We start from the raw sequence: 20,035 nt of genomic DNA, 5'->3' as shown, positions 1-20,035 counted from the left end.
GGTTTACTTCATGGATGCGACGCGGTTGCGAGTCCTGCGCGAGCTGGCTGACCGCGGGACGGTCGCCGCCACTGCTGCGGCCCTGTCGATGACCCCGTCGGCGGTGTCGCAGCAGTTGAAGATCCTGGCGCGGGAGGCGGGTGTGACGCTGCTCGAACCCGATGGCCGGCGCCTGCGGCTCACCGACGCCGGACACGCTCTGGTGGTACGCGCCGACGACGTCCTCGCCGCTCTCGACCGGGCGGCGGCGGAGATGAACGCCTACCGCGGGTCGCCGCGAGGCCGCGTCCGGGTGGCGCTGTTTCCTTCCGGTGCCGCGTTGCTGTTGCCCCGGCTCCTCGACGTACTCGACGGGAGCGGCGTGGACGTGCAGCCGCGCGACGAGGATCTACCGTCCTCGGCGGTGCCCACGCTGCTCGCCGACTACGACGTCGTGCTCACGCACCGGGATGAGCGGGCCGCCGACACGTCGTCGCCGCGGGTGACCGCCGAACCGCTCATGCGCGAGCCGATCGACCTCATCCTGCCGCCCGGTCATCGATTTGCGGGGCAGAGATCGGTGAGACCGGAACAGTTGGCCGACGAGAGCTGGATCAGCGTGCGCGGCGGATTTCCCGTCGACGACGTGCTGCTGTCGGTGGCCGCGGCAACCGGAGTGCAACCCAGGGTCGTGATGCGCATCAACGATTTCCGCGTGATCGAGGAACTGGTGGCCGGCGGGCGGGGTGTCGCGCTGCTGGCCCGTCATGCGGTGACCCACCCGTCGGTGGTCCGGCTGCCGCTGGCCGGCGTCCGCGCGGCACGCATCTACGAATTGGCTCGTCGTCCGGCGTCCGATGCCATCCCTGCCGTGGCGACGGTGCTCCAGGCGTTCCGGGACATCGCGTCGGAGGTGTCGGATTGACACGAAAAAGGGGACCCGCTCGACAGCGGGTCCCCGGCGGAAATTGTGCAGCGGTCAGCTCAGCGCTTTCGCCTTGAGCGTCTCGTACTCCCGCTGGTTGATGGTGCCGGCGTCGAGGAGTGCTTTCGCGTCCGCGATCTGTTCCGCCGACGACTTGCCCGCGACCTCGCGGATGTAGCTGTCCTGTGCCTGTTTGACCTGCTGCGCAGCAGCCATCGACCGCTGCGCCATGCCGTCGCTCTTGACGATCAGGTACACCAGCGCGGTCAGGAAGGGGACGACGAACAGGAAGATGATCCAGATGGCCTTCGCCCAACCCGACGACTTATGGTCGCGGAACAGGTCGGTGATGATGGAGAACAGCAGGATCAGGTAAGCCACGAAGGCGAACGTGGTGATAATTACCCAGAGGAAGTCCCAGAACGAGTCCATTGCAGCGCTCCATTTCACACAGTCGAAGGAAGTCTGCGCCGACTATCGCAGTTCTCCCGCCCGCCCGCGTCATCCGAAACAGGTGAAATGGGCACAGCCTGCCGACCGAATGTGACATCGGTGCAGGAGAAGTACACACGAACGGCCGCGACACCGGTAGGTGCCGCGGCCGTGTCGCGTCGTTTTAGCTCGCGGATTCCACCGCTCGTCGCATACCGCGCTCGACGGCACCGATGATGTACGGGCGGAGTTCGACGGCGGGGATGACCGCGTCGACGGAGCCGACCTGCTGGGCGCGCTGGATGTTGTGCACGGCCTCGAACTCGGCGGCGACTTCACCGAGTTTCTCGTTGCGGACCGCAGCCTGTTGGGCGGCCAGTTCGACCCGCAGGTGAGCCTGCTGAGCGTCGGTCTGTGCGCCGGCCAGATTGGCTTCGAGTTCCCGGATCGACGGATCGGCGGCCACCCGCGAGTTGACCTCACGGGTGAACACCACGGCCGCGGCGGGGGCGCCGCCGAGCACCGACGCGAACGAACCCTCGACCGCCAGCACCTCCATGTTGTCGTTCAGTGCTCCGGAGAACACCACGAACGCGCCACCGTGGTAGCGGGAGACGACGCAGAACACGATCGGACCGTCGAAATTGACGATGGCGCGGCCGATTTCGGCGCCGTACTCGAGCTGGATGTGTCGCAGCGAGTCCGGGGATCCGTCGAATCCGGACAGGTTGGCCAGCACGACGAGCGGGCGACTGCCGCTCGCGGCGTTGATCGCTCGTGCCGTCTTCTTCGACGACTGCGGGAACAACGTTCCCGCGGTCCACTGGTCGGGACCGTTGGCCGGCGACCATCCCTTACGGGCGATGGCCCGCGACTCGATGCCGATGACACTCACCGGGTAACCGCCCAGGTGTGCGTCCATGACGACCGACGTGTCCGCGTCCGCCATGTCGGCCCACCGCTCCAGCACCTGGTGGTCCTGGTCGACGAGCGCCCGCATCACCGTGCGAATGTCGAACGGCTTCTTGCGTTCCGGGTTCGTCTCCGCGGAGAAGATGTCGCCGACCGTGGTGAAGTCGCTGGACGGGTGAACGTGCGGGAAGGTGCGCACGTCTCGTCCGATCGGGTCGGCGGTGTGTGCCCGACGCGGGAAGCGTTCTCCGGCAACCACATACGCGTGATCGTAATGCGCGAACAGGATCTGGCAGGCCGCGGGCAGGTTGGGTGCCCAGTACTGCGCCTCACCGTTCGGTCCCATGACACGGTCGTAACCACCGATACCGAAGTTGTCCTCGGCCGAGACACCACCGGAGTAGTCGAGCGAATTCTTCCCGGTGAGCACCATGGCGCTGTCGGGCGTCATCACGAGAATGCCCTTGGTGTGCATCAGCATCGTGGCTTCGGCGTTCCAGTAGGGCTGTGCGCCGACGTTGATGCCGGCCACGATCACGTTGATCTCGCCACCGTTCTGCGTGAACGTGATGATGCGACGCAAGCCGCGGGACACCCAGTCCATGTTCTCGGTGCCGCTGTCCATGGAGATCGTCGCCCCGGACGACAACGCGAACCACTCGACCGGCACACCCAGCTCCTCGGCCAGGTCGACGCCCGCCACGAGGCGCGCGCACTCAGCTTCGGCGACGGTGCCCAGAGCCTTCGTCGGATCGCCGAAGAGTGCGACCCGGGTCATGCCCTCAGGGTGCCGTTCGGTACGGGCGGTGACCAAACCGACGATGAGGCCGGCGCGGTTCTGTCCGTACGGACGGTCCACCGGAACCAGTCGGCCCGACTCGTCCAGGTCGTGCTCGACGAAGGTTCCGTCGCGACCGGTGAGCAGGGGAATCAGCTCGTACGGGTAGACGGTGCCGCGGGCGCGGGAACTGCGGACCTTCTGGGTGTACGCGTCGAGCGGCTGCAGCGGCTCGGTCGGCGGGTCGGTGACCTTGACGACGACGCCGCTGCCGGTGCGGTAGGAGAAGCGCAGCGCCTTCTCCTGCGACTGACTGCCCGCCGCGCCCTGGAGCCGGGCGATCACGGTGATTTCCTCGAGTCCGGCGCCCGCGGTCAGCGGGGCGGCGACGCGCGCGAACTCCTGCAGGTCTTCCACCGGAACGTCGATCTTCGGCCACACGTACAGCACCACGCGGTTGGCGTCGAGCTTGCGTTTGCTGCCACGGGCCGCCTGAGCCCGCCGGATCCCGTCGAGGCACGACTGCAGGACGCGCTCGGCGGCGGGAACGCCGATCACCTGGCCGTCTTCATTCCGGACGGGGGTGATGTCGCGGATCTCGGCGAGTGCGATGAGGCGCTCGTCGGTGGGGTTCTCGGGCGACACCAGGTGGAACAGGAACGTGTCCGCCGCTGCGGGAAGACGGGTGCCTTCGAAGTTCTTCAGGCGCCACAGGTCGAAGCGCTGACCGGTGAGCGGGTGCATGTCCCGGATCAGTGCCTCTTCCGCGAGAACACCCGCGTCCGGCCGGTAGGTGAACTTCCGGACGTCCGTGCCGAGGCCACCGAAGACCGAGACCGTGACGCGGCGGCTGGAGGCGGCCAGGGGCAGCTTCGCCAGCGTCTTGCGCAGGTCTTCGGACATCGTGTCCGGATCGGCCGGCGGCTCGGACCAAGACAGGTAGAGGTCGAGGACGAGGTTCTCGGGGGTCTCCGAGGCCACGTCACCGATCTCGGCGAGCGCACCGGGCAGTTCGGCGTAGTCGGCGACGGCCGACACGAGGTGCAGACGCTCCCCGAGCAGGTCGAAGTTGCCGGTGACGAAGTGCCGGCCGCCTCGATCGAAGGCTGCGACGTCTTCGAGCGTGCGGATGTCGTAGTAGCGGCGGGTGACCACCTCGAGCAGCGGGCCCACGGTGGCGCTCTTGCGGGCGATGCGCTGTCCGAGCAGCTCGGTCAGCGACTGCGGGGTGGCGACCAGTGCTTCGAGACGTTCCTGGTAGTCGTGGGCGTCGGGACGCTCGGCGAGGTACTCGAGGCTGCCGCGGACACCGTCGTACACCTGCTCGCGGGCCTTGCGGATCTGCGGCTCGTCGAAGAAGCGGAAGCGGACGTTGCGGGCGACGTTGCCGATCACCGGGTAGCGGACCTGGGTGGCGACGATCAACCGGTCCAGGACCTCACCGAGCCCGCTCGGGGCGCGGCCGGGTGCGTTGCCGTCGTTGAGCCAGCGGTTGAGCAGCGCGGTGATGACGGAAACCTGGTTGTCCATACGCTGCTGCGCGAGGAAGAGACGGTAGACAGCCTCTTCGAGTTCGGCGGTGCGCTCGAGACCGGTGACGTCGTAGTGGCGCAGCGCGCGCGACAGCCGGGTCTGGAAGGACTCCGGGAGCCCCTCGAGCTCGACGTCGAGGGTGTGGAGATAGGTGTGGAAGTGCTCGCGCGGGCTGTGCACCCGCTCGTCGCCGTCTTCCTCGGCCACCGTCGGACGGTTACGGCCGATCTCGCAGATGTCGGCGAACGTGTTGAGCAGCGCCAGTTCGGCCTGCACGAGGTCGGGGTCGCCGGCGATCTGCGCCCGCAACTTCTCGTACTGGGCGAGCAACACGCCCGCCCGCTTCGCGCTGACGTCGTACCCGGTGAGCAGCGCACCGAGAGCATCGATCTGTGACAGGGCATCGATACGCGGGTCACCGTGGGTCGCCGGGGCGCCGAGATCGAATTCGACTCGGGGCGACTGCTGCGCCGCGGACTCGTCGGAGCTTTCCTCTACCCGCAGCAGCGCCGTTCCGGCGTCCACCTGCGAGTTGACCATTGCCAGCACTTCCCGGACGCGGCCGGCAACGGGCGCGCGGACCGCGGTTTCCATCTTCATGCTCTCGAGGACGACCAGGGTGGCACCGACCTCGACCTCGTCACCGACGGACACCGGCACCGCGACCACGACCGCCGGGGCGGGGGCGCGCACGACACCGGCCTCGTCCTGACTGATCTGGTGGCTGATGCCGTCGACCTCGACGAGGTACTGGGCGCGTCCCGCGACGGAGACGACGTGGTGGCGGCGCTCGCCGATCACCAGCCGGCTCTCGAACTCGCTGAGCCGGTCCACCTCGACCTCGGTCTCGGGGGCGTCACCGTCGACGCGGTAGCGGTGGGCGCCGACCTGCGTGACGGTGAGTCCGTACGCCTGACCCTGGTAACTGAGCTCCACCTTGCGGCCGATGGCGTGGCCGGCGCGGGGTCGTCCACCGCGGGCAGACGACAGGAATGCCTGACGCTCGAGCTTCTCTTCGGCGTCGTAGACGTCGATGGCCGCGGCGATCAGTGCAACGTCGGCGGTGCGGGACGGGACGTTGGACGTTCCCGCGTCGGTGCGGTCCAGCCAGCCGGTGTCGGCGGACGCCGTGATGACCTCTTCGCGGTCCAGCAGGTCCAGCAGGAACGATTTGGTGGTGGTGCCGCCCTGCAGCACGACTGTGGTCTCGCGGAGAGCGGTGCGCAGACGCGCGAGCGCCTCGGAGCGGTCGCGACCCCAGGCGATGACCTTGGCGACCATCGAGTCGTAGTCGGGCGGGATGACGTCGCCCTGGGCGATGCCGGTGTCGACGCGGAGACCGCTGCCGAGCGGGAACTTGAGCAGCTGCACCGCGCCGGGCGCGGGAGCGAAGCCGTTGGCGGCGTCCTCAGCGTTGAGGCGGGCCTCGACTGCGTGACCGAACTCGGGCGGGCAGTCGCCGACCAGCGGCTCGCCGCTGGCGACGAGGATCTGCAGCTTCACCAGGTCGATGCCTGTGGTGGCCTCGGTAATGGGGTGCTCGACCTGCAGGCGGGTGTTGACCTCGAGGAACGTGAACGTCTTCTGCTCGGGCTGGTACAGGTACTCGACCGTGCCCGCGCCGCGGTATCCGGCCGCACGCACGAGTTCGCTCGACACGGTGCGGAGGTGATTGGACTGCTCGGTGGTGAGGAGCGGCGAGCTGGACTCCTCGATGACCTTCTGGTTCTTGCGCTGGATGGAGCAGTCACGCACACCAGGAGCCCAGACGTTGCCGAAGTTGTCGGCAATGACCTGTACCTCGACGTGGCGCGCGTCGGTGACCAGTCGTTCGATGAAGACGACGGGGTCACCGAACGACCGCTGAGCCTCACCTTGGGTGCGCTCGAGGGCGAGTTCGAGTTCGTCCTCGGACCAGACCTTGCGGATGCCGCGGCCACCGCCACCACTTCGGGCCTTGATGATGAGCGGGTAGCCGATGGCCTGCGCGTGACGGCGTGCGTCGGCGCGGGTGGCGACCGGACCACCGCTCCACGGCGCGACCGGGACCTCCACCTTCTCCGCGAGGAGCTTGGCCTCCACCTTGTCGCCGAGGAGACGCATCGCTTCAGCCGGCGGACCGATGAAGGTGATCCCCAGCTGTTCGCAGACCTCGACGAAAGCGGGATCCTCGGCAACGAAGCCCCAGCCCACCCACACGGCGTCGGCCTTGCTCTCGCGCAGGGCGCGGGCCAGCTCGGCGTGGTCGAGGTAGGCCGTTCCGCTCTTGACTGTGCGCAAGCACACACCTTCGTCGGCCTGGCGCACGAACATCGCGCGGCGTTCCGCCTCGGTGTGCAGTGCGACCGTCGTGATGCCGTAGTTGTGCTCGGCGTTCAGCTCACGCACGGCACGAATCAGGCGGACCGCAGCCTCGCCGCGATTGACTATCGCTATTCGCTTGAACATCAGTTAGCGCTCCGTTTCCGTAAAACTCATTGATCCGCAGAGTGTTTCGATGGCCAAGGCCATGCCCGCCGTGGACTGGGTGCCGCCTTCGCGGACGCGTGCACCCCTGCACAACCCACTTGTCGCCCTCCAAGGGCGCCCCGAATGCGATCATCGGGTCCTGCGACTCTGCAAGACCCGATGCCCGGGAACTGGAGCATAACGTCGAAATTTTGTACCCGCGCGTAACTTCAGCGGAGGTCACTGTCGGTTTGTCAAGTGTTCAAGAAGTTACCTGTAACCCATTGTCACGGCCTGAGTTTCGTGCCGAAGTACGAAAGTGCTACGCCGTAGCGCACTTTCGCGCAAGTTACCGACCGGTTCGGTGCGTGAGCCGGGGGTGTCCCGGAAAACGCGAACGCCGCGAGTGCGCTCGGGCGCACTCGCGGCGATACGGATGAATGGGTCAGTGGGCGCGGTTGACCGCCGAGACCACGGCGCGCAGCGACGCCGTGGTGATCGACGTGGCGATACCGACACCCCACACCACTGTGTTCCGGCCGTCGGGAGCGGTGACGGCGCACTCGACGTAGGCAGCTGCCTGGGCGTCGTCACCCGCCGACATCGCGTGCTCCGAGTAGTCGAGCACCCGGACATCGAAGTCGATGGTGGCGAGTGCGTCGACGAACGCGGCCAGCGGGCCGTTGCCGGAACCCGAGATCTCGTGTTCCTTGCCGTTCGCCTTGACCGTTGCGGTGATGGAGTCGGTGCCGCCGTCCTCTTCGGACGCGGTGACCTTCTGCTTCATTCGCTCGAGCGGGGTAATCGGAGCGAGGTACTCCTCGTGGAAGACGTCCCACATCTCCTTCGGGGACACCTCGCCACCTTCGCCGTCGGTGATCCGCTGGACAGCCTGGGAGAACTCGATCTGCAGCCGGCGCGGCAGCACCAACCCGTGATCGGCCTTCATGATGTAGGCGACGCCACCCTTGCCCGATTGCGAATTGACGCGGATGACCGCCTCGTAGGTGCGGCCCACATCCTTGGGGTCGATCGGCAGGTAGGGAACCGCCCACTGGATGTCGTCGACGTCGGCGTCCTGGGAGTCGGCGTCGATCTTCATGGCGTCGAGGCCCTTGTTGATGGCGTCCTGGTGGCTGCCGGAGAACGCCGTGTACACGAGGTCACCGCCGTAGGGGTGGCGTTCGTGAACGGGCAGCTGGTTGCAGTACTCCACGGTGCGGCGGATCTCGTCGATGTTCGAGAAATCGATCTGCGGGTCGACACCGCGAGTGAACAGGTTCAGACCCAGCGTGACCAGGCAGACGTTGCCGGTGCGCTCGCCGTTGCCGAACAGGCATCCCTCGATGCGGTCGGCGCCGGCCTGATAGCCCAGCTCTGCGGCGGCGACGCCCGTGCCGCGGTCGTTGTGGGGGTGGAGCGACAGGATGACCGAGTCGCGGCGGGCCAGGTTGCGGTGCATCCACTCGATCGAGTCGGCGTACACGTTGGGGGTGGCCATCTCGACGGTGGCCGGCAGGTTCAGGATGACCGGGTTCTCGGGGGTGGGCTGCAGGACTTCGGTGACGGCGTCGCACACCTCCTTGGCGTACTCGAGTTCCGTGCCGGTGTACGACTCGGGCGAGTACTCCCAGCGCCACTGCGTGTCCGGGTACTTCTTCGCCTCTTCCAGCGCCAGCGCCGCCGCGTCGGTGGCGATCTTCTTGATGACGTTGCGCTCGGCCTTGAACACCACTCGGCGCTGCAGGATGGAGGTGGAGTTGTAGAAGTGCACGATCACCTTCTCGGCGCCCTCACACGCCTCGAACGTGCGCTTGATCAGCTCGGGGCGGGACTGGGTGAGCACCTGGATGGTGACGTCGGCCGGGATGGCGCCGTCTTCGATGATCTCGCGGACGAAGTCGAAGTCCGTCTGACTGGCCGACGGGAATCCGACCTCGATCTCCTTGTAGCCCATCCGCACCAGCAGTTCGAACATGCGGCGCTTGCGGGCGGGGCTCATCGGGTCGATCAGGGCCTGGTTGCCGTCTCGGAGGTCGACCGCACACCATTGCGGGGCGCGGTCGATGGTCTTGTCGGGCCAGGTGCGGTCCGGCAGCGACACCGGTTCCACCTCTTCGGCGAACGAACGATACCGGAATGTCGGCATCGAAGAGTTCTTCTGGGTGTTCCACGCCGGCTGGTCGGCGGGAGCAGGCTTGGAAGGCGGCGTGATGGTGCGCGTTCCGGTGGTGAAAGCGTCAGCGGGGGACATGGGATTGATCTCCAGATTCGATGCGGACTTTGTGAGTCCAACGGCTGTGTCGACCGGCGCACGAGAACCCCGCGACGGGAAGCCAGTCTGGATCAGACCCCGTCGCGGCAACCAAGGAGAAGTGCGCGATGCATAACGAGCACTCTACTCCTGAGCCTATTCTCCGTGTGTAGGGGTTCGGCACGACACTCGGATGTGTCGCCGTTCGACACGTCGAGCGAGGGAGGTGCAGTGCGTCTCATCTCACGGTTCACTCCGGTGGTCCTCGTCGTCGTTCTCGCAGCGTGTGCCCTGTCCTGTGGCGTGATCGTCGACGGCTCGCCGCGCGTCGTCGGTGTGGGTGCACCGGTCTACGGTCTGCCTGTCAGCGACTTCGTCCGCGCGGAGCTCGCGGTGGCCGCCGCGGCCCGGGCCGTCGAACCGTGCGGATTGCTCGACGCAGCCTCGGTGGCCTCGTTCGGCGTCCTCACCGCATACGGTCCGGCTGGAGACCTGTCGACGTGTCATGCGGAAGTGATCCCGCCCGGCGGCACACCACTCGATCCGTCCTGGATCGAGGTCGTGGTAGGGGAGCGTGAACCGTCCGAGGGAGTCGGAAGCGGCGACGCCGCCGGTGGTGTCGAGGTGCGCCCGGCGCTGGCGCCGCTGCCCGGTACGTGCACGCTCTACTTCTCGCTGCCGCCGGTTCCCGGAGGCGGGGCGTCGGAGCGCTGGGGTCACGTCGCTTACCTCGCCGGGGCGGACGGAGCGGGGACGTCGAATTCCGGTGACGGCTGTGCGGAGGCGCGCGCCGTGCTCGAGGCCGTGACCGCCAGGCTGCGTTCCGCGCCGACCGGCAGAGCAGATATTCCTCTGGCGCAACAAGACCCGTGTCGGGTGGTCGAAAAGGTGACCGAACCCGAGATCGCGACGTTCGTCCCCGGCAGTCGGCCGTACGAGTGCCGTCTGACTCTCCGGCGCGGCGACGAGGCTTCCCTGCGGTTCGCCCTGTCCACTCCGCCGAGGACAGGGGGGCCGGACGTGGTCGAGATCGACGGCAGGTCGTTCGCCCACTTCGAGGACGCGCTGGAATGCCATTACTACTTTTATCCAGGGGCCGTCCTCGACACCAACGTTCCGGACAGTCCCATGAGTGAATCGGCCAAACGCGGTAACAGGCTGATCGCGTCGGTGGCAGCAACGGCGCGCAACTGCGATGACGCGCAAATGCTGGTGCTGGCCGCGGCGGACATGTTCGACTACTGACATGTTGACTCAGGTCGAAGTGGCCCAGGCCTACCTGGATGCGTTGCTCAGTCACGACGGCAACTCGGTGCCCATCGGTCCTCGGGCCGTTCGCTACGAGGCGGGGATCAAAACGGCCCTCTCGGGAAACCATTTGCGCCGCAGCCTGTCCCGAGGGCCTCAGTTCCGTCTGGTCCGGGCCGTCCGTGAGGTTGCGTGGTCGGTGGCCGGAGACGACATCACCGCCGATTATCTCCTGGACGCCGGACTGTTCGGCCGAACGCTCATGACCGTGCGGGTGATCGAGACATTCCGAATACCGCAGAACGACCTCCGGATCCACCGCATCGATGCGAAGATCCGGCGTCCCTGAAGACGTGTGCTGCTCACTGCAGTCCGGCGTGCATCTCCCAGATCAGGATCTCGGTGGATTCGGTCGCGGTGAACCGATGTCCGCCGATTCCCGTGAGCCTGAGCGAATCCCCTTGCTGCAGAAGGCCGATGCCCTCGACGTCGCCGCCACCGCGTGCGAAGAACGCATGCAGAAACGGTGCGTCCGGTAGGACCACGGACTGACCGGTGTTCAGGCGCGCCGCGTGCAGAGCGGCGTGTCTGTTCCCCAGTCCGATCGCCGCATCGTTCCGATCTCTCCGAAGGCCGGACGCAACGGTCACCAGCGCCCCGGAGTCGAGCTCGTCGTCGATGGGCAGCTCCTGGTAGCTGGGGGAGGCACCGGAGTCGCTGGGCGGTACCCACATCTGCACCAGGTGCACAGGCTCGGTCGCGCGCGATCCGTCGGCACGTCGGCGGTCGTTGCGCTCGGAGTGCAGAATCCCGGTGCCTGCGCTCATCCGCTGGGCGAGTCCGGGATGAAGTACGCCTGTGTGCCCAGCGGAATCCTGGTGGACCAGGGATCCGCTGAGCACCCACGTGACGATCTCGACGTCCCGATGCTGATGGGTGTCGAATCCTTCGCCCGCGTCGACGACGTCCTCGTTGTTGACGAGGAGCAGCCCGTGAGCGCCCTCCGCGAGGTCGAAGTTTCCCGCCATCGGGAAGGAGTGGCGGGAATCGAGCCATCCGTATCTCAGGTGCCTGCGTTCACCCGCACGCTGGATCGCCACAGCAGCCATGCCTAGCCCTGCGTCTCGTGTGCCGCGGGAATGGATCCCAGGCGACCGGCCTGGAAGTCCTCGAACGCCTGCATCACCTCGGCCTTGGTGTTCATGACGAACGGTCCGGCCATGGCCACCGGCTCACGGATCGGCTTGCCGCCGAGAACGAACACCTCCAGCGAGGAGGTCCGTGAGTCCTGGGTGTCGGCCGCGGCGATGGTCAGGGTGTCGCCGCGCCCGAAGACCGCGGTCTGCCCCATCCGGAACGGCCTGCGCTCCGAACCGGCCATGCCCTCACCTGCAAGGACGTACGCCAGGGCGTTGAATTCGGGATTCCACGGCAGCGTCAGGCTCGCCCCGGGGCCAATGGTCGCGTGAACCAGGCTGATCGGCGTGTACGTCGAGCCCGGGCCGGAATGCCCGTCCACCTCGCCGGCGATGACACGCACCAGAGCGCCGCCGTCGGGGGAGGACAGCAGCGCCACCTTCTGTCCGGTGATGTCCTGGTAGCGGGGTGCGGCCATCTTGTTGTCGCGGGGAAGGTTCACCCACAGCTGGACGCCGTGGAAGAGTCCACCACTCACGACGAGGTGCTCGGGGGGCGTCTCGATGTGGAGGATGCCACCACCGGCCGTCATCCACTGGGTGTCGCCGCCGCCGATGGTGCCGCCACCTCCGTTGGAGTCCTGGTGCTCCATGATTCCGTCGATCATGTAGGTCACGGTCTCGAACCCGCGATGCGGGTGCCACGGCGTTCCCTTGGGTTCGCCGGGCGCGTAGTTCACCTCACCCATCTGATCCATGTGGATGAACGGGTCGAGCGCAGCCAGGTCGATGCCGGCGAAGGCGCGGCGCACGGGGAAGCCCTCGCCCTCGTACCCGACCGGGGCCGTGGTCAGTGAGCGGACCGGCCGGTCGACGGCGCCCGGAGCAGGTGCGTCGATACGCGGCAGGGCAAGGATGTTGTCGACCGTCACGGCAGGCATGTGGTGTCTCCTCATACTCATGTAATTGATGTTTCAATTACCTTACGAGGTGTAACACCGGCGGAGCGCGGGTATTCCCGCGCCCAGGCGGCTCCGCCGCCCGTGCGTGGTTGACGAGTGCAGAGGCTCGTTAACCACGCACGAGCGCGAAGCGCCCTCAGTTGAGGATCTCCTCGTGGTCGGGGCAATACCGGGTGACGGCGCCGATGATGTAGTAGTAGACGCCGTCGGCGGTGAGCATCGGCGTCCACTCCTCGCGCACCCGGTCGAGGGGCTTGCCGGCGTCGAGGGCGGTGCAGATTTCGCCGGCCTGGTGCACCGCGGTCTCGTCGTTGGTGACGTTCTGGTTCATCGACTTCAGGTAGGCCAGGTAGTCGGCGGCGGTGGCGGGGTCGTCGGCGACTGCGAAGATGCGCTTGCCGGGCGCGGTGTCGGCGGTGGTCCTGGCGGCGGAGGTGCTGCTCGACTCCGGGGCTGCGGAGTCGGTGCTGTCCCCACCGCAGGCAGAAAGGATCGTCGCGGAGCAGACGGTGAGGGCGGTCAGAGCTAGGGTGCGGCGCATGGGGCGGAGGAGTCCTTTCGAGGCTGGTGCGGCGACGATCGTATCGCCCGGACGGCCACAGCACGCGTGTGGCTTCGCGGCGTTCGTCTGTTCGCCGGGGTGCGCGGCAGGTAGTGTTGCCCTCTCCAGCAGGAGTCGTTCGAGGAGGTGAGACCCGTGTTCGTCAGTTCAGTTCGGGTGCTCTCGCCCCGCGACCGCGCGGTGGTGCCGACCTAAGGTGGCCGAGAGAGCGCCCCTCGGCATTCCGAAAGGCCCTCTCATGTCGGTTTCACCCTCCACCGAAGATGTTCTTGTTCATCAATTGCGTGCTGCCGGTTGCGTTTTCGCCGAGGACGAAGCGAGGTTGATCCTCGCGGCGGCGAATGATCCGGCGAGCCTCGTGTCGATGGTTCAGCGCCGCGTCGCTGGTAGACCCCTCGAACACGTGCTCGGCTGGGCAGAATTCTGTGGTCTGCGAATAGCGGTCGATGCCGATGTGTTCGTGCCTCGCCGCCGTACCGAGTTTCTCGTCGATCAGGCCAGGGCTGTGCTTCGGGGAGGCGCTGTCGTGGTCGACCTGTGCTGCGGTTCGGGGGCGGTCGGGGCTGCGCTCGCCGCCGTCACCGACTCTCCCGAGTTGTATGCGGTCGACATCGACCCCGCTGCGGTGCGGTGCGCTCGTCGCAACGTGCCCGCGGAGCGTGTGTTCGAGGGCGACCTCTACGACCCGTTGCCGCCGCGCTTGCGCGGACAGGTCGATGTTCTGGTGGCCAACGCGCCGTATGTGCCGACCGAGGCGATTCGGTTGATGCCCCCTGAGGCGCGTCTGCACGAGCCGCTCGTCTCGCTCGACGGCGGCACCGACGGCCTGCGTATTCAGCGGCGCGTGGCGGCCGGTGCCCACCACTGGCTCGCCCCCGGTGGTCACCTCCTGATCGAGACCAGTGAGCGCCAGGCGGCTCGGACCGTCAAGGCGTTCACCGACGTGGGGTTGAGTGCGCGAGTCGAGACTTCCGCCGAACTCGGTGCCACCGTCGTCGTCGGAATGCGGTCGTGAGCGGCCGGGCGCAGAGCTGGACCACGGATCTGACGGGTCGCGACATCGCGAGGTACGGCGGCGTTCCGCTCTCCCGAGGCCGAAGTTTTCGTTAGGGTCTCGAGATGGGTCGTGTCTCAGGAGTCGGCATCGGAATCCGGGCATCGCTGGCGGCAGCACTCTGCGTCGGCATGTTGGCGGCGTGTTCGTCTGACGAGGCGCCGCAGAGCGATCCCGCTGCCACGTGTGCCGATGTTCCCAACGGCACGACGGCTGCGGCGCCGCCGCCAGGTCTAAATCCCGCGCCGCCGGCGGGCGCTCCGCCCACCAGTCAAAACCTCGCGACCAATCCGGAGATCGCGACGGCTTACCGCTCCGGGATGGTACCCGTCGACACCGCGTCGTATGCGGTGTCGACCGCCAACCCGATTTCGACCCGAGCAGCATGTGACGTTCTGCGCGACGGGGGTACGGCGGCCGACGCGTTGATCGTCGCGCAGACCGTCCTGGGCATCGTCGAACCGCAGTCGTCGGGGATCGGTGGTGGTGCCTTCCTGCTCTACTACGACGCGGAGAAGAACAGTGTCGAGGCGTACGACGGGCGCGAGGTGGCACCGATGTCGGCGACGGAGAACTACCTCCGCTGGATCAGCGACGCGGACCGTACCGAACCCAAGCCTGACGCGCGTGCAAGTGGACGGTCGATCGGTGTGCCCGGAGTGGTCCGGATGCTCGAGCTGGCTCACCGTGAACACGGTAGAAACGAGTGGCGGGAGTTGTTCGACCCGGCCGTCTCACTGGCAGATCAGGGTTTCGAGATCAGCCCCCGCATGGCCGGGCAGATTGCCGCGTCCGCTCCCGAACTGGCTGTCGACGAGGAATCGAAGGCGTACTTCCTGAACCCGGACGGCAGCCCCAAACCGGCGGGGACGAAGTTGACGAATCCCGCGCTGGCCAAGACACTCGGGGCCATAGCTTCGGGTGGTGCCGAAGCCTTCTACACCGGCGCGATCGCCCAGAGCATCGTCGACTCCACGGCGAACGCGTCGGGTGGACGGACCCCCGGGCACATCACGCTCGACGATCTTGCGAACTACCAGGCGAAGAAGCGCACAGCGCTGTGCACGCCGTACCGCGACCACGAGGTTTGCGGTATGCCGAACCCGTCGTCCGGTGGGACGGCGGTGGCGGCGACCCTCGGCATCCTGGAGAACTTCGATCTGTCGGCCTCGGGACCGACGAACCTCGACGCCAACGGCGGGAAACCGACCGCGGAGGCCGTGCATCTCATCTCCGAAGCCGAGCGACTGGCATACGCCGACCGGGACAAGTACGTGGCCGACTCCGATTTCGTTCCGCTGCCCGGTAACTCGGTAGACACCCTGCTGGACGACGACTACCTGAAGCGACGTGCCGAGCTCATCGACCCCGGCAAGAGCATGGGTACCGCGAAGCCGGGTGACTTCGGGCCGGTGCCGCTGGGTGTGCAGCCGCAGGACAAGGAGCATGGCACCAGCCATATTTCGGTCGCGGACAAGTACGGCAACGTCGCGTCGATGACCACCACGGTGGAGTCGGCGTTCGGGTCGTTCCACATGACCGAGGGTTTCGTGCTCAACAACCAGCTCACCGACTTCTCGGCGCAACCTGTCGGGCCGGATGGTGCGCCGCTGGCCAACCGGGTCGAACCGGGTAAGCGGCCGCGCAGTTCGATGGCGCCGACACTCGTCTTCAGTCGCGGCGACGACGGCACGCGTGGTGACGTCGAATTCGTGACGGGCTCACCCGGTGGCTCGGTCATCATCCAGTTCGTCGTGAAAACCCTGGTGGGCATGCTCGATTGGGGCATGAACCCGCAGCAGGCAGTCTCGGGCGTCGACTTCGGTGCTGCCAACACTCCGGTGACCGGGGTGGGCGGCGAACACCCGAACATCAACGCTGCCCGGGACGGCGCCGACGACCCGTTGATCGCGCAGTTGCGGGCGATGGGTCACCAGGTCTCGGTTGCTCCGCAGTCGAGCGGGCTCAGTGCGCTGCAACGCGTCGACGCGGGGTGGGTCGGCGGCGCCGATCCCCGGCGTGAGGGTGCAGTGATGGGCGACGGTACCGGCTAGTCAGCGAGCCACGCCAGCAACCGGCCCTGCGACCAGCAGCGGCCAACGGCCTCGGCGCGCAGAACCGACCGGTCGAACACCGCGAGACCGATGATGCTGTGGCCGGACGCGCGGCGATCGCCGAGCGTCGGTATCGTCGGCGCGACTCCGACCCCCTCCGCTGACACCCACGCCACCGCCCGGCCTGCCGCCGCTTCGTCGAGGCGGTGCAGGAAGCGCAGTCGGCTCTCGAGCGGAAAGCGCGACAGTCCCCAGGTCGTAGTGACGACAGGCAGGGCGTCCCCGGGCATCTCGGCGAAGGCGTCGGGCAGCACCTCGACGGCGTCACCTTGCAGCAGCAGCGGAGGGGCCGTTGCCGCCAACGCCATCTCCGCGTCGAGCCTCGCGACCTGCTCCCGCTGATCCGGCCACAGGCAGGCGCGCAACCATCGGGCGTCATCCGCGTCGGTCACGTCGACCGGATCGAGGTCGACGCCGACCCGGGCGACGACCTCGGGCATTGCCCGGGTCGGAAGGGGCCGGTCTCCCACGATCGAAGCAGACAGCTGCACGGGAGATGACGTGTCGCCCAACGATTGTCCGTTGCTGTACGTGATGCCGACGCGATCGACATTGAGATTGAGCCCGGCCGAACAGCCCACGTCGATCAGCCCCACCGCATTCGCGCCTACCCGGCGCGCCGCCTCGGCCACGGCCGGATACAGCACGGCGCAACGTCCGGTCTCGTTGGTCCGCGTCGGCCGGCGCACGGCGATGGCCACGACCGAGTCGGTCATGTGCAACAGCGTGTCGATCGCTGCGTCGGCGGCAGCGTCGCCGTCCGCAGTGGCATAGGCGGCGGCAAGCGCCGGGGCGCGTCCTGCGAGGGCGAGGTCGTGTAGCGCGGCGAGGATCACCGTGGGGTGTCGCTTGCGGGCCGGCGCCATCTCGATCGCGCGCAGCGCCACGTCGGACTCACTGACGGCGACGGCGACGCGCTCGTACAGGGGGGATGTGTCGGCGGCGTCGACCTCACCGAAGCGTCGGTACACCTGTGCGAGTGTGCGGGCCGTGCCCGCGGGTACGGCGCTTCCTGCGGTCGTCCTCGGCATCGAAGAGAATTCTAGCCAGCGCGGCGGCCGCAGTGTGGCGTTGGTTCGGATCGTCGCGGTCGGGGAACACAAGAGTATGGCGACTTATCGAGTAATCGACCCCAAAGGTGACGTGGTAGAGACCCGAGAAATCGACGCAGCCGACGACGCGCACGCGTGGTTCGTCGACGTCCGGGCCGACAACAGCGAACTCGGGTGGCGGATGGAAGTCGAGCACGACGGCGAATGGTCGTTCTTCGACGACACCGAGGGCGTTTCGAAACAGTAGAGACCCCACCGTGTTCGCCAGCAGCCCAAGGAAATTGGGCGTCGAGGAGGAGTTCCACCTCATCGACTTGAAGACCCGGCGCCTGACAACCCGTGCGCCGGAACTGCTGGCGCGACTGCCCGACAACGCCTACGTCGACGAGCTGCAACGGTGTGTGGTCGAGGTCAACAGTGGTGTGTTCACCGCCCTCGCCGATCTGAGGGCCGACCTCGCGCGGCACCGCTCGCTGCTCGTCGACGCGGCCGGGGGGCTGGGCGTCGGGGTGGCGGCCGCCGGCTCGATGCCGCTCGCCCTTCCGACGGAAATGCAGGTGACAGGGTCGCTGCGCTACCAGCGCATGCTCGCGGATTATCAGATGCTCGCCCGCGAACAGCTGATCTGCGGTACCCAGGTGCATGTCGATGTGCCCGACCGGGACGAGGCCGTGCAGGTGGCTAACCGCATCGCTCCCTACCTCCCGGTGTTCCTCGCACTCAGTGTGAGTTCGCCGTTCCGAGCCGATGGTTCGGACACCGGTTACGCGAGCGCGCGGACGCTGTTGTGGCTGCGGTGGCCGAGTACCGGTCCCGCGGCGCCCGTTGTTTCTGCCGCCGAGTACGACACCCTGATCGACGACCTCGTATCGAGCGGCGTCATCAGCGACCCCGGTATGGCGTACTTCGACATCCGCCCCTCGGCCAAGCTTCCGACGCTGGAACTGCGGGTGTGCGACAGCTGCCCGCGACTCGACACGGTCATTCTGGTCGCGGCGCTTTTCCGCGCCCTCGTCGAGCGGGAGATCCAGGGTCTGCGGGCCGGTGACAAGGGCGTGACGATCGTCTCGACGATGACCCGGGCGGCGCTGTGGCGGGCGGCCCGTTCCGGCCTGGAAGCAGATTTGGTGGACGTGGAGGTTCCGCGATCACGTCCCGCCGCGGAGATCGTCGACGACTTCGTGCGGTCCTTGAGGCCACAGCTCGAGGAGACAGGCGACTGGGATACCGTCCTGGATCTGTCTGCCGCGGCCCTCACACTCGGAAGTTCGTCGGCTCGTCAGCGTCAGGCGTTCCAGCGACGGAACCGGTTGACCGACGTCGTCGATCAGCTTCTCGCCGAGACGGCAGACCGCGCGGCACCGCTCCCCGAGGGCGAGATCCCAGAGCCGAGCGCGCACGCGGGAAGGTGGCAGTCGACCGTGGTGACCCGCCCGCGCAGGCACTGGGCGGCGCGATTCACCCGGCGTGACAGTGAGTCCGAGCTGACCTGGACCGGGTCGGGAGAGCTCGACGAACAGCAATTGCTCGCCTGGCGCCGGGATCTTCATGCTCATCCCGAATTGTCGTTCGAGGAGAGACGAACCACGCGTGTCGTGCGCGATCACCTCGGTAGTCTCGGCCTCGAGCCCGTCCTCATGCCCGGTGGAACCGGCCTGTGGTGCGATGTGGGACCCGAGACGGAAAACAGCATCGCCTTGCGCGCCGACCTGGACGCGCTGCCGGTCACCGAGGCGACCGGCCTCGAGTTCGAATCCACCGTGCCCGGGGTGTCCCACGCGTGCGGTCACGATGCGCATACCGCCATGCTGATGGGCGCGGCTGCCGTCCTCGCCAAGCACCCGCCGACGTGCCGAGTGCGAATGATCTTTCAACCGGGCGAAGAAACCACACCAGGTGGTTCGGTCGACACCATCGCCGCCGGCGCACTCGAGGGTGTCACCAAGATTTACGCCCTGCACTGCGACCCGAACCTCGAAGTCGGGAAGCTGGCCACCCGGAGCGGTCCCATCACCTCGTCGAACGCCTCGGTGACCGTGCGCCTCTGGTCGCCGGGTGGGCACACGGCGCGGCCACATCTGACAGGTGACTTGATCCACGCCGCTGCTGTACTGATCACCGGGCTCGCTTCGGTCCTGGACCGGCGCATCGACGCTCGCACGGCCACGGTGCTTACCTGGGGAAAGGTCTCGGCCGGTCAGGTGGGCAATTCCGTGCCGGAGTCGGGGGAGCTGATCGGGACGCTCCGCAGTGCGTCACACTCAACCTGGGCAAGCCTCGAACCTCTGGTGACCGGGACGATCGGGGAACTGCTCGCTCCCTATCACGTGCGCTACGAGCTCTCCTACCTGCAGGGCGTGCCTCCCGTGGTCAACGACCCCGACTGCGCAGCGGACCTGCGGGAAGCGATCGAGTCCGTGGTCGGGTTCGATCATCTCGCGGAAGCCCAGCAGTCGAGCGGCGGAGAGGACTTCGCCTGGTATCTCGAGCAGGTTCCGGGTGCGATGGCTCGTCTCGGCGTCTGGGACGGCGCCGGCGAGCGTCAGGAACTGCATCAGCCTGGCTTCCGGCTCGACGAGCGCGCCATGATGCACGGTGTGCGCACACTGGTGGCGCTCACGCGGCTCGGCGATCAATCCGAGTGAA

Annotated in this window: 14 protein-coding genes; 7 read left to right on the top strand and 7 right to left on the bottom strand. The window is 67.3% G+C overall.

Annotated features, from left to right (window positions below; translation table 11 throughout):
• Positions 1-10: 10 nt before the first annotated feature.
• On the top strand, positions 11-904 hold the full coding sequence (locus NOF53_RS21825) for a LysR family transcriptional regulator (protein WP_255972637.1): 894 nt from the start codon (positions 11-13) through the stop codon (positions 902-904).
• A 54-nt stretch (positions 905-958) separates the two neighbouring features.
• On the opposite strand, the gene NOF53_RS21820 is transcribed toward NOF53_RS21825, so the two are convergent.
• From NOF53_RS21820 to leuA, 3 genes are all read right to left on the bottom strand, one after another.
• The gene (locus NOF53_RS21820) at positions 959-1,336 is read right to left on the bottom strand and encodes an SHOCT domain-containing protein (protein ID WP_255972635.1); all 378 of its coding nucleotides are present in this window, start codon (positions 1,334-1,336) and stop codon (positions 959-961) included.
• 184 nt (positions 1,337-1,520) lie between these two features.
• Positions 1,521-7,007: an ATP-binding protein gene (locus NOF53_RS21815; protein ID WP_255972633.1), complete on the bottom strand. Its 5,487-nt coding sequence runs from the start codon at positions 7,005-7,007 to the stop codon at positions 1,521-1,523.
• 445 nt (positions 7,008-7,452) lie between these two features.
• On the bottom strand, positions 7,453-9,261 hold the full coding sequence (gene leuA / locus NOF53_RS21810) for a 2-isopropylmalate synthase (RefSeq protein WP_255972630.1): 1,809 nt from the start codon (positions 9,259-9,261) through the stop codon (positions 7,453-7,455).
• 231 nt (positions 9,262-9,492) lie between these two features.
• Between leuA and NOF53_RS21805 the strand changes: the two genes are divergently transcribed.
• Positions 9,493-10,506 (top strand): hypothetical protein, encoded by a 1,014-nt coding sequence (locus NOF53_RS21805; RefSeq protein ID WP_255972628.1) that lies wholly within the window; start codon positions 9,493-9,495, stop codon positions 10,504-10,506.
• Position 10,507: 1 nt separating this feature from the next.
• Complete coding sequence (locus NOF53_RS21800; RefSeq protein ID WP_255972626.1) at positions 10,508-10,858, top strand: DUF8021 domain-containing protein; 351 nt, start codon at positions 10,508-10,510, stop codon at positions 10,856-10,858.
• A gap of 13 nt (positions 10,859-10,871) precedes the next feature.
• On the opposite strand, the gene NOF53_RS21795 is transcribed toward NOF53_RS21800, so the two are convergent.
• From NOF53_RS21795 to NOF53_RS21785, 3 genes are all read right to left on the bottom strand, one after another.
• Positions 10,872-11,618 carry a pirin family protein gene (locus tag NOF53_RS21795; RefSeq protein ID WP_255972624.1) on the bottom strand — a complete coding sequence of 249 codons (747 nt, stop codon included), beginning with the start codon at positions 11,616-11,618 and terminating at the stop codon, positions 10,872-10,874.
• A 2-nt stretch (positions 11,619-11,620) separates the two neighbouring features.
• Positions 11,621-12,586 (bottom strand): pirin family protein, encoded by a 966-nt coding sequence (locus tag NOF53_RS21790; protein ID WP_255972622.1) that lies wholly within the window; start codon positions 12,584-12,586, stop codon positions 11,621-11,623.
• Between the two features lie 157 nt (positions 12,587-12,743).
• The gene (locus NOF53_RS21785) at positions 12,744-13,148 is read right to left on the bottom strand and encodes a DUF732 domain-containing protein (RefSeq protein ID WP_255972620.1); all 405 of its coding nucleotides are present in this window, start codon (positions 13,146-13,148) and stop codon (positions 12,744-12,746) included.
• Between the two features lie 259 nt (positions 13,149-13,407).
• Here NOF53_RS21785 and NOF53_RS21780 point away from each other — a divergent pair, with 259 nt between their 5' ends.
• Both NOF53_RS21780 and ggt read left to right on the top strand, forming a co-directional pair.
• Positions 13,408-14,184 carry a putative protein N(5)-glutamine methyltransferase gene (locus tag NOF53_RS21780; protein WP_255972618.1) on the top strand — a complete coding sequence of 259 codons (777 nt, stop codon included), beginning with the start codon at positions 13,408-13,410 and terminating at the stop codon, positions 14,182-14,184.
• A gap of 104 nt (positions 14,185-14,288) precedes the next feature.
• Positions 14,289-16,277: a gamma-glutamyltransferase gene (gene ggt / locus NOF53_RS21775; RefSeq protein ID WP_255972616.1), complete on the top strand. Its 1,989-nt coding sequence runs from the start codon at positions 14,289-14,291 to the stop codon at positions 16,275-16,277.
• Here ggt and NOF53_RS21770 read toward each other — a convergent pair.
• Positions 16,274-17,368 (bottom strand): DUF2332 domain-containing protein, encoded by a 1,095-nt coding sequence (locus NOF53_RS21770; protein ID WP_255972614.1) that lies wholly within the window; start codon positions 17,366-17,368, stop codon positions 16,274-16,276. The two genes, ggt and NOF53_RS21770, sit on opposite strands and share 4 nt — an antisense overlap.
• Before the next feature lie 76 nt (positions 17,369-17,444).
• Between NOF53_RS21770 and NOF53_RS21765 the strand changes: the two genes are divergently transcribed.
• Together NOF53_RS21765 and NOF53_RS21760 are read left to right on the top strand one after the other, a co-directional pair.
• Positions 17,445-17,636: a hypothetical protein gene (locus NOF53_RS21765; RefSeq protein ID WP_109326290.1), complete on the top strand. Its 192-nt coding sequence runs from the start codon at positions 17,445-17,447 to the stop codon at positions 17,634-17,636.
• Positions 17,637-17,646: 10 nt separating this feature from the next.
• On the top strand, positions 17,647-20,034 hold the full coding sequence (locus NOF53_RS21760) for a glutamate--cysteine ligase (RefSeq protein WP_255972610.1): 2,388 nt from the start codon (positions 17,647-17,649) through the stop codon (positions 20,032-20,034).
• The last annotated feature ends 1 nt before the right edge of the window (position 20,035 follow it).

Source organism: Rhodococcus tibetensis (assembly GCF_024438035.1).
Lineage (GTDB): Bacteria > Actinomycetota > Actinomycetes > Mycobacteriales > Mycobacteriaceae > Rhodococcus_F > Rhodococcus_F tibetensis.
This window is presented reverse-complemented; position numbering and strand designations above follow the sequence as displayed.

Excerpts from the sequence above, each read along its gene's own strand:
- NOF53_RS21825 (WP_255972637.1), top strand. The coding sequence starts at position 11 with ATGGATGCGACGCGGTTGCGAGTCCTGCGCGAGCTGGCTGACCGCGGG.
- NOF53_RS21820 (WP_255972635.1), bottom strand. The coding sequence starts at position 1,336 with ATGGACTCGTTCTGGGACTTCCTCTGGGTAATTATCACCACGTTCGCC.
- NOF53_RS21815 (WP_255972633.1), bottom strand. The coding sequence starts at position 7,007 with ATGTTCAAGCGAATAGCGATAGTCAATCGCGGCGAGGCTGCGGTCCGC.
- leuA (WP_255972630.1), bottom strand. The coding sequence starts at position 9,261 with ATGTCCCCCGCTGACGCTTTCACCACCGGAACGCGCACCATCACGCCG.
- NOF53_RS21800 (WP_255972626.1), top strand. The coding sequence starts at position 10,508 with ATGTTGACTCAGGTCGAAGTGGCCCAGGCCTACCTGGATGCGTTGCTC.
- NOF53_RS21795 (WP_255972624.1), bottom strand. The coding sequence starts at position 11,618 with ATGGCTGCTGTGGCGATCCAGCGTGCGGGTGAACGCAGGCACCTGAGA.
- NOF53_RS21790 (WP_255972622.1), bottom strand. The coding sequence starts at position 12,586 with ATGCCTGCCGTGACGGTCGACAACATCCTTGCCCTGCCGCGTATCGAC.
- NOF53_RS21785 (WP_255972620.1), bottom strand. The coding sequence starts at position 13,148 with ATGCGCCGCACCCTAGCTCTGACCGCCCTCACCGTCTGCTCCGCGACG.
- NOF53_RS21780 (WP_255972618.1), top strand. The coding sequence starts at position 13,408 with ATGTCGGTTTCACCCTCCACCGAAGATGTTCTTGTTCATCAATTGCGT.
- ggt (WP_255972616.1), top strand. The coding sequence starts at position 14,289 with ATGGGTCGTGTCTCAGGAGTCGGCATCGGAATCCGGGCATCGCTGGCG.
- NOF53_RS21770 (WP_255972614.1), bottom strand. The coding sequence starts at position 17,368 with ATGCCGAGGACGACCGCAGGAAGCGCCGTACCCGCGGGCACGGCCCGC.
- NOF53_RS21765 (WP_109326290.1), top strand. The coding sequence starts at position 17,445 with ATGGCGACTTATCGAGTAATCGACCCCAAAGGTGACGTGGTAGAGACC.